The sequence below is a fragment of the Enterobacter cloacae complex sp. P1B genome (assembly GCF_014982345.1).
GTDB lineage: Bacteria > Pseudomonadota > Gammaproteobacteria > Enterobacterales > Enterobacteriaceae > Enterobacter > Enterobacter bugandensis.
Window position 1 is genome coordinate 26,232 of the sequence record NZ_JADCLF010000008.1, and the last position, 12,607, is coordinate 38,838.

9 protein-coding genes are annotated in these 12,607 nt (G+C 58.3%); 8 read left to right on the plus strand and 1 reads right to left on the minus strand.

Annotation, left to right across the window (positions count from 1 at the left end):
* Positions 1–2 precede the first annotated feature (2 nt).
* From INF77_RS08650 to tadA, 3 genes are read left to right on the plus strand one after another with little or no spacing between them, the layout of a single operon-like run.
* Entirely contained in the window at positions 3–1,364 is a 1,362-nt protein-coding gene (locus INF77_RS08650) for a PTS transporter subunit EIIC (RefSeq protein ID WP_028014090.1), read from the plus strand.
* 3 nt (positions 1,365–1,367) lie between these two features.
* Positions 1,368–2,003: a phosphatidylglycerophosphatase C gene (yfhb, locus tag INF77_RS08655; RefSeq protein ID WP_028014089.1), complete on the plus strand. Its 636-nt coding sequence runs from the start codon at positions 1,368–1,370 to the stop codon at positions 2,001–2,003.
* Positions 2,004–2,027: 24 nt separating this feature from the next.
* Positions 2,028–2,567 carry a tRNA adenosine(34) deaminase TadA gene (gene tadA / locus INF77_RS08660; RefSeq protein ID WP_048338854.1) on the plus strand — a complete coding sequence of 180 codons (540 nt, stop codon included), beginning with the start codon at positions 2,028–2,030 and terminating at the stop codon, positions 2,565–2,567.
* Here the strand turns inward: tadA and mltF are convergent.
* On the minus strand, positions 2,455–4,005 hold the full coding sequence (gene mltF / locus INF77_RS08665) for a membrane-bound lytic murein transglycosylase MltF (RefSeq protein ID WP_028014088.1): 1,551 nt from the start codon (positions 4,003–4,005) through the stop codon (positions 2,455–2,457). The genes tadA and mltF overlap by 113 nt on opposite strands.
* 267 nt (positions 4,006–4,272) lie before the next feature.
* Between mltF and purL the strand changes: the two genes are divergently transcribed.
* The 5 genes from purL (at position 4,273) to glnB (ending at position 12,588) form a co-directional block, all read left to right on the plus strand.
* Positions 4,273–8,160 carry a phosphoribosylformylglycinamidine synthase gene (purL, locus tag INF77_RS08670; protein ID WP_063155425.1) on the plus strand — a complete coding sequence of 1,296 codons (3,888 nt, stop codon included), beginning with the start codon at positions 4,273–4,275 and terminating at the stop codon, positions 8,158–8,160.
* A gap of 533 nt (positions 8,161–8,693) precedes the next feature.
* On the plus strand, positions 8,694–10,118 hold the full coding sequence (gene qseE / locus INF77_RS08675) for a two component system sensor histidine kinase QseE/GlrK (protein ID WP_120247354.1): 1,425 nt from the start codon (positions 8,694–8,696) through the stop codon (positions 10,116–10,118).
* A gap of 4 nt (positions 10,119–10,122) precedes the next feature.
* Positions 10,123–10,860: a two-component system QseEF-associated lipoprotein QseG gene (qseG, locus tag INF77_RS08680; protein ID WP_028014085.1), complete on the plus strand. Its 738-nt coding sequence runs from the start codon at positions 10,123–10,125 to the stop codon at positions 10,858–10,860.
* Entirely contained in the window at positions 10,847–12,184 is a 1,338-nt protein-coding gene (gene glrR / locus INF77_RS08685) for a two-component system response regulator GlrR (RefSeq protein ID WP_028014084.1), read from the plus strand. Before qseG ends, glrR begins: the two co-directional genes overlap by 14 nt.
* A 65-nt stretch (positions 12,185–12,249) precedes the next feature.
* Entirely contained in the window at positions 12,250–12,588 is a 339-nt protein-coding gene (glnB, locus tag INF77_RS08690; protein WP_003860685.1) for a nitrogen regulatory protein P-II, read from the plus strand.
* The last annotated feature ends 19 nt before the right edge of the window (positions 12,589–12,607 follow it).

The window sequence follows — 12,607 nt, forward strand, 5'->3', positions numbered from 1 at the left end:
TTATGGACAAAACAGCAGCGCTCGCCAGCGATATCCTGCAGGGGATAGGCGGGGAACAAAATATTCAGCGTCTGGAAAACTGCATGACGCGCGTGCGCGTCGAGGTGCATAACGACGACCAGCTTGACGTGCCGGGCCTGAAGAAGCTGTCCGGCGTCAGTGGCTACGTGAAACAGGGGCAGCAACACCAGCTGATCGTCGGGCCGGGCAAGGCGGCGCAGGTTGTCGACGCCATGCGCGCGCTGATGGTCGGCGGTGCAAGCGTGACGGTTGACGACGCTGAACGCACCAAAGCGCAGGCGAAGGCCAAATACAAAGCTCCTATGAGCGATGCGCTGCGACAGCTGGCAAACGTCTTTATCCCGCTGATCCCGGCGTTTATAGCTTCCGGCTTGATCACCGGGATCATCAACATCCTTAAGCGGCCAGATATCGTCGGGGATTTTGCCACGCAGTATCCGAACCTGCTGGGCATTCTCGGGATCTTCGGCAGCGCGGTGTTTGCCATTATGAACATCCTGGTCGGGGTCAATACCGCGAAGGTGTTTGGCGGCTCGCTGGCCATGGGCGGCGTAATGGCAGGGATCTTGTCCAGCCCGCAGCTGGCGCAAATCACGCTGTTTGGCGAGGCGCTCCAGCCTGGTCGCGGCGGGGTGATTGCCGTGCTGCTGGTGGTTATTCTTATGTGCTGGATCGAGAAAAAGCTACGCGCGGTTCTGCCTGGCTCGATTGAGCTTATCCTCAACCCGCTGCTGACCACGTTAATTACCGGTAGCGTCGCGATTGTGGTTCTTCAGCCACTAGGCGGGTGGATCTCTGATGCCATCGCCCACGGCGCGTCTCTGGCTATCGACCGCGGCGGCCTGCTGGTGGGGGCGGTGCTGTCAGGTACCTTCCTGCCGCTGGTGCTGACCGGCCTGCATCAGGGGCTGGTGCCGATCCACGTCGAGCTGGTGCAGGCGCACGGTTATAACGCGCTGCTGCCTATTCTCTCGATGGCGGGCGTCGGGCAGGTGGGGGCAGCGATTGCCGTCCTGATGAAAACCCGCAACGCGCGCCTGAAAAAAGTGATTAAAGGGGCGCTGCCGGTCGGGCTGCTCGGCATTGGCGAGCCGCTGATATTCGGCGTCACGCTGCCGCTGGGTAAACCGTTCCTTGCGGCCTGTCTGGGGGGCGCGGTAGGCGGGGCTCTCATCAGCTACTGGAAAGTCGCCACCGTTATCACCTTTGGTCTCTCCGGTTTACCGCTGGCATTAACCATCGTGACCGGAAAAGTCATGCTCTATCTGTTAGGCTATTTAGTAGCGGTGATCGCCGGGTTCCTGTTTACCTGGCTGTTAGGATTCAACGACCCAGAGGAGTAAGGTTTGGCCAATCACGAGCGTCGCGTTGTCTTTTTCGATCTGGATGGAACGCTGCATCAGCAGGATATGTTTGGTACGTTTATGCGCTACCTGCTGCGGCGTCAGCCTCTGAACGCGCTGCTCGTCTTACCGCTCTTACCCCTCATTGGCATCGCGCTGCTGGTAAAAGGCCGGGCGGCGCGCTGGCCGATGAGCCTGCTGCTGTGGGGATGTACGTTTGGCCACAGCGAAGCGCGGCTCAAACAGCTCGAAAAGGAGTTCGCTCTCTGGTTCCGCGGCCACGTTGCCGCGTTTCCCGTGGTGCAGGCGCGCCTGACCAGCTATCTTGACGCCAACGATGCCGATATCTGGCTGATTACCGGCTCCCCGCAGACGCTGGTGGAGCAGGTCTACTTTGATACCCCCTGGCTGCCGCGCGTAAATCTTATCGCCACGCAAATTTCCCGCGGCTACGGCGGCTGGGTCCTGACGATGCGCTGTCTGGGGCATGAAAAAGTGGTCCAGCTGGAAAAACGCATCGGCACGCCGCTGCGTCTTTACAGCGGCTACAGCGACAGCAAGCAGGACAACCCGCTGCTCTATTTTTGCCAGCACCGCTGGCGCGTTACTCCCCTCGGTGAACTTCAGCAACTCGAATAGTCTTATCTGTAAGGGCTGTGTATAATGCCGCCCGCTTTTCGACTGGAGTATCAGCCCTTGTCCACCTCAGAACACAATCATGAATACTGGATGCGCCACGCGCTGGCGCTGGCTCAACGAGCCTGGGACGAGGGCGAAGTGCCCGTGGGCGCGGTGCTGGTTCATAACAACCGGGTGATTGGGGAAGGGTGGAACCGTCCTATTGGCCGCCACGATCCTACCGCGCACGCCGAAATTATGGCGCTTCGTCAGGGCGGGCTGGTGCTGCAAAACTATCGTCTGCTTGATACCACCCTGTACGTCACCCTTGAACCCTGCGTGATGTGCTCCGGGGCGATGGTGCACAGCCGAATCGGTACCCTGGTGTTTGGAGCGCGGGATGAAAAAACCGGTGCGGCCGGTTCACTGATGGACGTGCTGGGTCATCCCGGAATGAATCATCAGGTGCAGACTATCGGTGGGGTACTTGCACCAGAGTGTTCGGGGCTATTAAGCGATTTCTTTCGAATGCGCCGTCAGCAGAAAAAGCAACAAAAGGCAGAATTGAAGTTGTCGGATGATTAAGCTCGTCCGGCGCCACAACCGGATAACTTTCCGCCAGCTGTTTTGCCTCTGTTGCCTCTTTCTCTTTCTCCAGCAGATAGCCGACCAGGCTAATCTGATACTTACGTATATTTTCCACGTAGGCGTAGGCTTCATGTCCGCGCGCGTAGCCATACGTCAGCTTGTTGTACCATGGCTTCTGGCTCAGCAGCGGCAGGCGCTGTTTTACGTCTGACCAGCTGTCCGGGTTTCCCTTCGTTTTCGCCGTCAGAGCCCGCGCGTCAAGCATGTGCGCGTAGCCCATGTTGTAGGCCGCCAGCGCAAACCAGATCCGTTCCTCTTCCGGCACGGTTTCCGGGACTTTAGCCATCATATCCTGCAGGTAGCGCGCCCCGCCGCTGATGCTCTGTTCCGCATCGGTACGGTCGTTAACGCCCAGGCTCAGCGCGGTATTTTTGGTTAACATCATCAGTCCGCGTACGCCCGTTGGCGACGTGGCCTGAGTGTCCCAGTGGGACTCCTGGTACGAGATAGCCGCCAGCAGTTTCCAGTCAATCTCCTGGGCATATTTTTCGAAAAGCGGCTGCAGGTCAGGCAGGACGCTGTCAACCGCGCGCAGGAAGCTGCGGGTGTCAACGTAGTCAAAGTCATCCCCGTGGCCGAGGTACTTCTCCTCAAGTCGCGCCAGCGTGCCGTCTTCATTGATGGTGTTATAAAAATCCAGCATGGCCGCCGAGAGGGTCTGGTCATCATCCAGATGGGTAAACCAGGTCACCGGCTGTTCGTCCGTCACGTCCAGCGCCACGGCGATTTCAGGATGCACCCGCTGGAACAGGCTGATCGCCACCGAATCGGCGATGGTGTAGGGCAGTTTCTGATCTTTGACCTGCTCCAGCAGCTCCGTCGTGCCGAGTTTAGGGTCAACCGTCCAGCTCAGATCCGGGTATTTTTTCTCCTTTAACTCACGCAGGTCGTCAATCACTACGTGGCCGGGAGCAATCGTCAGCTGTTGCGCGTTGATCGAGGCAAGCGTACGCGGGCGCAGGCTCCCGACGCGATAAACCAGCTGCTGGGAAACGGAGTAGTAGGTCGGGCCCGGCTGGTAGTTCTTGCTGCGCTCGCTGTTATAGACCAGCCCGGCAGCGAGGATATCGGCGTTGTTGTTGTCCAGGTCGTCAAACAGCTGGTTGATGTTCTGGCGGACGGTAATTTTAAGCTTCACGCCCAGATAATCGGCAAACTGCTGCGCCAGCTCATAATCCAGACCAATAATTTTGCCGTTGATGTCGCTGTAAATCAGCGGAGAGTTGAGGGTACTGACGCGCAGTTCCCCCCGCTCCTGAATGGCGGCGATACGATTTTCGGCTTTGCCGAACCAGGGGATGGAAGGCCAGAGGGCCACTGCCAGCAGCAACGTTACAATGCCGATGAGCAGATAATTAATCTTTAATTTTTTCAATTAGTTAATTCTCTGCGACGCCGGTTGCCTCAGTCTGCTGTAGCCATGTTAATCATAAGGTTTGTCATTGAATGAGCGGCATTTTGCGTAAACTTGCGCCACTTGGCAACCAATTAGAGAGACAGGTCACATCTATTGTTAAACGCTGAAGTCGATTTTATTTCGACGCAAACGGTTTCGTCGGCGCTCAGGATTCTCTATAATGACGCCCGTTTTCCCCCCTTGCGCACACTGTAAGCGCCCCGGCGCTTCGAAGACGAGAGACTTATGATGGAAATTCTGCGTGGTTCGCCTGCACTGTCTGCCTTCCGTATTACCAAACTGCTGGCACGTTTTCAGGCGGCCGACCTTCCGGTAAGCAATATTTACGCTGAGTATGTCCATTTTGCTGACCTGAATGCCCCCCTGAATGCAGAGGAGCGCGTACAGCTGGAACGCCTGCTCAAGTATGGCCCAAATCTGAGCAGCCATACGCCAACCGGCAAACTGATCCTTGCGACGCCGCGTCCGGGCACCATCTCCCCCTGGTCTTCCAAAGCCACCGACATTGCCCACAACTGCGGCCTGAGCCAGATTAACCGTCTGGAGCGCGGCGTAGCGTACTACGTCGAAGCCTCTACCCTGAGCGACGCGCAGTGGCAGGCGGTTGCGGCTGAATTGCACGACCGCATGATGGAGAGCGTGTTTGCCTCTCTTGATGACGCACAGAAGCTTTTCTCCCATCATCAGCCTGCGCCGGTACAGAGCGTGGACCTGCTGGGGCAGGGCCGCCAGGCGCTGATTGACGCCAACCTGCGTCTCGGCCTGGCGCTGGCAGAAGACGAAATTGACTACCTGCAGGACGCGTTCGTTAAGCTCAACCGCAACCCGAACGACATCGAACTCTACATGTTCGCGCAGGCCAACTCTGAGCACTGCCGCCATAAGATTTTCAACGCCGACTGGATTATCGACGGCGAACAGCAGCCGAAGTCGCTGTTCAAAATGATCAAAAACACCATGGAACAAACCCCTGATCACGTGCTGTCTGCCTATAAAGACAACGCCGCGGTGATGGAAGGTTCCGAGGTGGGCCGCTTCTTCGCCGATCGCGAAGCAGGGCGCTATGACTTCCATCAGGAGCCTGCGCATATTCTGATGAAAGTGGAAACCCACAACCACCCGACGGCCATTTCTCCGTGGCCGGGTGCGGCGACCGGCTCCGGCGGCGAAATCCGTGACGAAGGGGCGACCGGTCGTGGGGCGAAACCAAAAGCGGGTCTGGTCGGCTTTTCCGTTTCTAACCTGCGCATCCCTGGCTTTGAACAGCCATGGGAAGAAGATTTCGGCAAGCCAGAGCGCATCGTGACCGCGCTGGATATCATGACCGAAGGCCCGCTGGGCGGCGCGGCGTTTAACAACGAATTTGGACGTCCGGCGCTGAACGGTTACTTCCGTACCTACGAAGAGAAGGTGGACAGCCACAACGGCGAAGAGCTGCGTGGCTACCACAAACCGATCATGCTGGCGGGCGGGATCGGCAACATCCGTGCCGATCACGTGCAGAAAGGCGAGATCGTCGTCGGCGCGAAGCTGATCGTGCTGGGCGGCCCGGCGATGAACATCGGTCTGGGCGGCGGTGCGGCCTCCTCTATGGCCTCCGGCCAGTCTGATGCGGATCTCGACTTCGCATCCGTGCAGCGTGACAACCCTGAGATGGAGCGTCGCTGCCAGGAAGTGATCGACCGCTGCTGGCAGCTGGGCGATGCTAACCCGATTTTGTTCATCCACGACGTGGGCGCGGGCGGCCTGTCCAACGCTATGCCGGAGCTGGTGAGCGACGGCGGTCGCGGTGGCCGTTTCAACCTGCGCGATATCCTGAGCGATGAGCCGGGCATGAGCCCGCTCGAAATCTGGTGTAACGAATCCCAGGAGCGCTATGTGCTGGCGGTTGCGGCCGACCAGCTGCCGCTGTTTGACGAGCTGTGCCGCCGCGAACGCGCGCCGTATGCCGTCATCGGTGAAGCGACCGAAGAGCAGCACCTGACTCTGAGCGACACCCATTTCGACAACCAGCCTATCGATCTGCCGCTGGACGTGCTGCTCGGCAAAACGCCGAAGATGACCCGCGATGTGCAGACCCGTAAAGCGGCGGGCAAAGCGCTGGATCGCCAGGGCATCACCGTGGCAGAAGCCGTTAATCGCGTGCTGCACCTGCCTGCTGTTGCTGAGAAAACCTTCCTGGTCACCATCGGCGATCGTACCGTGACCGGTATGGTATCCCGCGATCAGATGGTTGGCCCGTGGCAGATCCCGGTGGCGAACTGCGCCGTGACCACCGCGAGCCTCGACAGCTACTACGGTGAAGCGATGGCGCTGGGCGAACGCACCCCGGTGGCGCTGCTGGACTTCGCCGCCTCTGCACGACTGGCGGTTGGTGAAGCGCTGACCAACATCGCGGCGACGCAGATTGGCGACATCAAACGTATCAAACTTTCCGCGAACTGGATGGCGGCAGCCGGTCACCCGGGGGAAGACGCGGGCCTGTATGAAGCCGTGAAAGCGGTGGGTGAGGAGCTGTGTCCAGCCCTCGGCCTGACCATTCCGGTGGGTAAAGACTCCATGTCGATGAAAACCCGCTGGCAGGAGGGTAACGAGCAGCGCGAGATGACGTCTCCGCTGTCGCTGGTGATCACCGCGTTTGCCCGCGTGGAAGACGTGCGCCATACCGTTACGCCGCAGCTGGCGACCGAAGATAACGCCCTGCTGTTGATTGACCTGGGTAAAGGCCACAACGCGCTGGGCGCCACCGCACTGGCGCAGGTTTACCGTCAACTTGGCGACAAGCCAGCCGACGTGCGCGACGTGGCGCAGCTAAAAGGCTTCTACGACGCAATTCAGGCGCTGGTGGCACAGCGCAAGCTGCTGGCCTACCACGACCGTTCCGACGGCGGCCTGCTGGTGACCCTGGCAGAGATGGCCTTCACCGGCCACTGCGGCGTGGAAGCGAACATTGCAACGCTTGGCGAAGACCGCCTGGCGGCGCTGTTTAACGAAGAACTGGGTGCGGTGATTCAGGTTCGCGCCGCAGACCGCGAGGCGGTGGAAGCGATTCTGGCGAAGCACGGTCTGGCAGACTGCGTCCACTATCTGGGGAAAGCCGTTCAGGGCGACCGCTTCGTCATTGAGGCCGACGGTCACGCCGTGTTCAGCGAAAGCCGCACCACGCTGCGCATGTGGTGGGCAGAAACCACCTGGCAGATGCAGCGCCTGCGCGATAACCCGGAATGCGCCGATCAGGAGCATAACGCGAAAGCGAATGACCAGGATCCTGGCCTGAACGTGAAGCTTTCCTTCGACATCAACGAAGATATCGCTGCGCCGTACATTGCGACCGGCGCGCGCCCGAAAGTGGCCGTGCTGCGCGAGCAGGGCGTTAACTCCCACGTTGAGATGGCTGCGGCCTTCCACCGCGCGGGCTTTGACGCTATCGATGTCCACATGAGCGACCTGCTGGCCGGGCGTATCGGTCTGGAAGATTTCCATGCGCTGGTGGCGTGCGGCGGTTTCTCCTACGGCGACGTGCTGGGCGCAGGCGAAGGCTGGGCGAAGTCCATTCTGTTTAACAGCCGCGTGCGCGACGAGTTCGAGACCTTCTTCCATCGTCCGCAAACCCTGGCGCTGGGCGTGTGCAACGGCTGCCAGATGATGTCTAACCTGCGCGAGCTGATCCCGGGCAGCGAAGCCTGGCCACGCTTTGTGCGCAACCAGTCCGACCGCTTCGAAGCGCGCTTCAGTCTGGTTGAAGTGACTCAGAGCCCGTCTCTGCTGCTGCAGGGGATGGTTGGCTCTCAGATGCCAATCGCCGTTTCCCACGGCGAAGGTCAGGTAGAAGTGCGCGATGCGGCCCATCTGGCGCAGCTCGAGAACAAAGGCCTGGTGGCGCTGCGCTTTGTCGATAACTTCGGCAAGGTCACGGAAACCTATCCGGCGAACCCGAACGGCTCCGTCAATGGTATTACGGCGGTGACCAGCGAAAGCGGTCGCGCGACCATCATGATGCCGCACCCTGAACGCGTGTTCCGTACCGTGAGCAACTCCTGGCACCCGGAAAACTGGGGCGAGGACAGCCCGTGGATGCGTATCTTCCGCAACGCGCGTAAACAGCTGGGTTAAGATGTAAAGCAGGTACTTTGTAGGCCCGGTGAGCGTAGCGCCACCGGGTTTTTTTATGCGTGTCGCAAAATTGCGACAAAGATGGTATAGGGGTGTCTCCAAATGGAGACATTTAACTCATTGATTTATATATGGCAGGAAAGGTTCCCGTTAAGGTGTTGCTTAATAGCGACACTTAGCCTGGAAATCATTCAGCGCACAACAAATAGATTAAACGAATAAAAGATATATATTTCAATGTGTTAATATTTTGTTTTGCATTCTGGCATGGGTGTTGCATAATATTAACCAGTGGCTCATTCACCTTCTTATGTCAGCCCCTTCGGGACGTGCTACATAAACTTCGAATGACGCACAAAAAGGTGCCTGCCGTCCAACTACTGATCATAGCGATGCTTTATCAGGCCAGGGCGAAACGTCGAGTTAGGCACCGCCTTATTCCATAACAAAGCCGGGTTTTTACCCGGCTTTGTTGTATCTGAAGGGCAGACTCAGTTACGCTCTCCGTAAACCCCCATGAAGAGAGTAATGCGTTGAAACGCTGGCCCGTTTTTCCCCGCTCCCTGCGACAGCTCGTGATGATGGCCTTTCTGCTGATCCTGCTGCCGCTGCTGATCCTCGCCTGGCAGGCATGGCAGAGCCTCAACGCGCTGAGTGCCCAGGCGGCGCTGACGAACCGCACCACGCTTATCGATGCCAGACGCAGTGAAGCGATGACCAACGCCGCGCTGGAGATGGAGCGTAGCTATCGTCAGTACTGCGTGCTCGACGATCGGACGCTGGAGAAGGTCTACCAGAGCCAGCGCAAGCGCTACAGCGAAATGCTGGATGCCCACGCGGGCGTGCTGCCGGACGACAGGCTGTATCAGGCGTTACGTCAGGATCTGAACGATCTCGCGCAGCTGCAGTGCCAGAACAGCGGCCCGGATGCGGCTGCCGCCGCGCGCCTTGAGGCATTCGCCGCCGCCAATACCGAAATGGTGCAGTCAACGCGCACGGTCATTTTCTCTCGCGGCCAGCAGCTGCAGCAGGAGATTGCCGAGCGCGGCCAGTTCTTTGGCTGGCAGGCGCTGGTGCTGTTCCTGGTGAGCCTCGGGCTGGTGCTGCTCTTTACCCGCATGATCATCGGCCCGGTAAAGGGTATTCAGCGTATGATCAACCGCCTGGGGGAGGGGAAATCGCTCGGGGATACGGTTGCCTTTAAAGGCCCGCGCGAGCTGCGATCCGTCGGTCAGCGCATTATCTGGCTATCCGAGCGCCTGGCGTGGCTGGAATCCCAGCGTCATCAGTTCCTTCGCCATATTTCCCATGAGCTGAAAACCCCGCTGGCCAGCATGCGTGAAGGAACGGAGCTGCTGGCGGACGAGGTGGCAGGGCCACTTACGCCGGAGCAGAAAGAGATTGTCGAAATTCTGGACGCCAGCAGCCGCAATTTGCAAAAGCTGATCGAGCAGCTTCTGGATTATAACCGCAAGCTGGCTGACGGGACGGTGGTACTGGAAGAGGTGGAGATTGAGCCACTGGTGGATATGGTGATCTCCGCCCATAGCTTGCCGGCAAGAGCTAAAATGATGCATACCGGGGTGGAGCTGAATGCGCAGACCTGCCTGGCTGAACCCATGCTATTAATGAGCGTTCTGGATAATCTTTACTCCAATGCGGTGCACTATGGTACTGAATCCGGTAACATTTATATCCGAAGTTATACGAAGGGCTCCCGGGTGTTTATTGACGTCGCAAACACCGGCACCCCGATCCCCGATGACGAAAAAACTATGATCTTCGAACCCTTTTTCCAGGGGAGTCATCAGCGGAAAGGCGCGGTAAAAGGAAGCGGTCTGGGATTAAGCATTGCCCGGGACTGCATACGACGCATGCAGGGTGAGCTAAACATTGCCACGGACGAACGTTCAGATGTTTGCTTCCGTATTGAACTGCCCCTGAGCCGGAAAAATTAATAAAATGAATCTATATCTGGTGAGTATGTCACACGTCTTTTTCCGCGCCATACGCGCGGTGTTTTCCAGCAAAGCGGGTCGCCTGAGTCTGCCCTGTTTAGTTCTGGCGGGGTGCGTTTCCCATGCGCCGCAAAGTGCGATAAGCGGTAAACAGGAAGACAAATGGCCCGATAACCAGCTGGCGGATTTCCTCTCTACCCGCTGTGAGGATATCTGGAATCTGTCAGGGCATGATGTCGAAAATAACCCGCTGTTCTGGCTGCGCGGAATAGATTGCGCCCAGCGGCTTGCGCCGGTAGACGCCCGCATGAAGGCGGCGATGCTGGATGAAGACACCTGGCAGGACGCGTTCAAGCGTGGGATTTTACTGGCCGATGCGAAAATTACCCCCGTTGAACGTCGGGCCAACGTGACCCGCCTGGACACGTTTGTGATCAATCTTCCCGCACAGGTGCGCCCGGTATACCAGCTCTGGCGGGATGGGCAGACGTTACAGCTGCAGCTGTCTGAAGAGCGCTCCCGCTACAGCAAGCTACAGCAGTCAACCGACAGCGAGCTGGATACGCTGCGCCAACAGCAACAGCATTTACGTACTCAGCTGGATACCACGACGCGAAAGCTGGAAAACCTGACCGATATCGAAAGACAGCTCTCGTCGCGTAAATATCAGCCTGGTAGTTCATCTGCTGCACCGGACAGCGATATGCCGAAACAAGAGGATGTGAAGCATGACGAGCCGTAAACCAGCCCATCTTTTACTGGTGGATGACGATCCCGGCCTGTTAAAGCTGCTGGGGATGCGTCTGGTCAGTGAAGGCTACACCGTGGTGACCGCGGAAAGCGGGCAGGAGGGGCTTAAAGTCCTCAGCCGCGAAAAGATTGACCTGGTGATCAGCGACCTGCGGATGGACGAAATGGATGGCATGCAGCTGTTCGCCGAAATCCAGAAGCAGCAGCCTGGCATGCCGGTCATTATCCTGACGGCGCACGGGTCAATCCCGGATGCCGTCGCCGCAACCCAGCAGGGCGTGTTCAGCTTCCTCACCAAGCCGGTAGATAAAGACGCGCTCTACAAAGCTATCGACAGCGCGCTGGAGCACGCCGCGCCCTCCGGAGACGACGCATGGCGTGAATCTATCGTCACCCGCAGCCCGATAATGCTGCGTCTGCTTGAGCAGGCGCGAATGGTCGCACAGTCAGACGTCAGCGTGTTGATTAACGGCCAGAGCGGAACCGGGAAAGAGATCCTGGCGCAGGCGATCCACAACGCCAGCCCGCGCAGTAAAAATGCCTTTATCGCCATTAACTGCGGTGCCCTCCCAGAGCAGCTTCTTGAGTCTGAACTTTTTGGCCATGCCCGCGGCGCATTTACCGGCGCGGTAAGCAGCCGGGAAGGGCTCTTCCAGGCCGCGGAAGGCGGCACGCTGTTCCTCGACGAAATTGGCGACATGCCTGCGCCGCTGCAGGTCAAACTGTTGCGCGTACTTCAGGAGCGCAAAGTGCGCCCGTTGGGTAGCAACCGCGATATTGATATTAACGTGCGAATCATTTCCGCTACCCACCGCGACTTGCCCAAAGTGATGGCCCGCAACGAGTTCCGTGAAGATCTCTACTACCGTCTGAACGTGGTGAACCTGAAGATCCCGGCGCTGGCGGAGCGTGCGGAAGATATTCCGCTGCTGGCGAATCACCTCCTGCGCCAGGCGGCAGATCGGCATAAACCGTTCGTGCGCGCCTTTTCGACTGATGCGATGAAACGGCTGATGGCCGCCAGTTGGCCGGGTAACGTGCGCCAGTTGGTGAACGTGATTGAGCAGTGCGTGGCGCTAACGTCCTCGCCCGTTATCAGCGACGCGCTGGTGGAACAGGCGCTGGAAGGGGAGAACACGGCCTTGCCGACGTTTGCGGAAGCGCGTAACCAGTTCGAGCTGAACTATCTGCGCAAGCTGCTGCAGATCACCAAAGGCAACGTGACCCACGCGGCGCGGATGGCCGGACGCAACCGCACCGAGTTCTATAAGCTGCTCTCACGCCACGAGCTGGAAGCAAACGATTTTAAAGAGTAATGCCGTATGGTACTGTGAGCAATCGATTACGAGGCAGCTTACAGGCAAGAGTTTAAGGACCCACCATGAAAAAGATTGATGCGATTATTAAACCTTTCAAACTGGATGATGTACGTGAAGCGCTGGCGGAAGTAGGCATCACCGGGATGACCGTGACGGAAGTGAAAGGTTTTGGTCGTCAGAAGGGCCACACCGAGCTTTATCGTGGCGCAGAGTACATGGTCGACTTTCTGCCGAAAGTGAAAATTGAAATCGTGGTCAGCGACGATATCGTCGATACCTGCGTGGATACCATTATCCGCACGGCGCAGACGGGCAAAATTGGCGACGGGAAAATCTTCGTCTTTGATGTGGCGCGCGTGATCCGTATCCGTACCGGCGAAGAAGACGACGCCGCGATTTAACCATTCGCCACCCGGCGAA

Coding starts and splice junctions, on each gene's coding strand:
- INF77_RS08650 (WP_028014090.1), top strand. CDS start 3: ATGGACAAAACAGCAGCGCTCGCCAGCGATATCCTGCAGGGGATAGGC.
- tadA (WP_048338854.1), top strand. CDS start 2,028: ATGCCGCCCGCTTTTCGACTGGAGTATCAGCCCTTGTCCACCTCAGAA.
- purL (WP_063155425.1), top strand. CDS start 4,273: ATGATGGAAATTCTGCGTGGTTCGCCTGCACTGTCTGCCTTCCGTATT.
- qseG (WP_028014085.1), top strand. CDS start 10,123: ATGAATCTATATCTGGTGAGTATGTCACACGTCTTTTTCCGCGCCATA.
- glrR (WP_028014084.1), top strand. CDS start 10,847: ATGACGAGCCGTAAACCAGCCCATCTTTTACTGGTGGATGACGATCCC.
- glnB (WP_003860685.1), top strand. CDS start 12,250: ATGAAAAAGATTGATGCGATTATTAAACCTTTCAAACTGGATGATGTA.